We start from the raw sequence: 525 nt of genomic DNA, 5'->3' as shown, positions 1-525 counted from the left end.
GCCCGTTCCCGCCCGCCGAAAGGGCCATCCTCACCTCACTGGCCGGACTGATCGCCCAGGCCCTGGACCGTGCACGCCTCTACGACGCCAAACACACCCTCGCTCACACCCTGCAGACCGGCCTGCTGCCCCACGCCCTGCCGCACATCGCCCACCTGCGGACAGCCGCCCGCTACCGGCCCGCAGGCCACGGCATGGACATCGGCGGCGACTTCTACGACCTGATCCACCGCACGCCCACAACCGCCGTCACGGCGATCGGCGACGTCCAAGGGCACAACACCACTGCGGCCGCACTCATGGGACAGGTCCGCACCGCCGTACACGCCCACGCCACCGTCGGCGCCACCCCAGGCGACATCCTCGCCCGCACCAACCGCCTCCTGGTCGACCTCAACCCCGGCCTCTTCGTCAGCTGCCTCATCGCCCATCTCGACCTCGGCCACCGGCGCGCGCAGCTGGCCACCGCCGGACACCCTCCCGCCCTGATCCGCCACCCCGACGGCCACGCCCTGTCTCTTATAC

The 525-nt window shown here is 71.4% G+C and carries 1 protein-coding gene; it reads left to right on the top strand.

The annotated features are described in order from the left end of the window. Positions 1–525, top strand: a 525-nt coding sequence (locus FNX44_RS27535; protein ID WP_153507821.1) for a PP2C family protein-serine/threonine phosphatase, incomplete at both ends; no start/stop codon positions are given.

This window comes from Streptomyces alkaliterrae, assembly GCF_007097205.2.
In the GTDB taxonomy this organism is placed as follows: domain Bacteria; phylum Actinomycetota; class Actinomycetes; order Streptomycetales; family Streptomycetaceae; genus Streptomyces; species Streptomyces alkaliterrae.
This window is presented reverse-complemented; position numbering and strand designations above follow the sequence as displayed.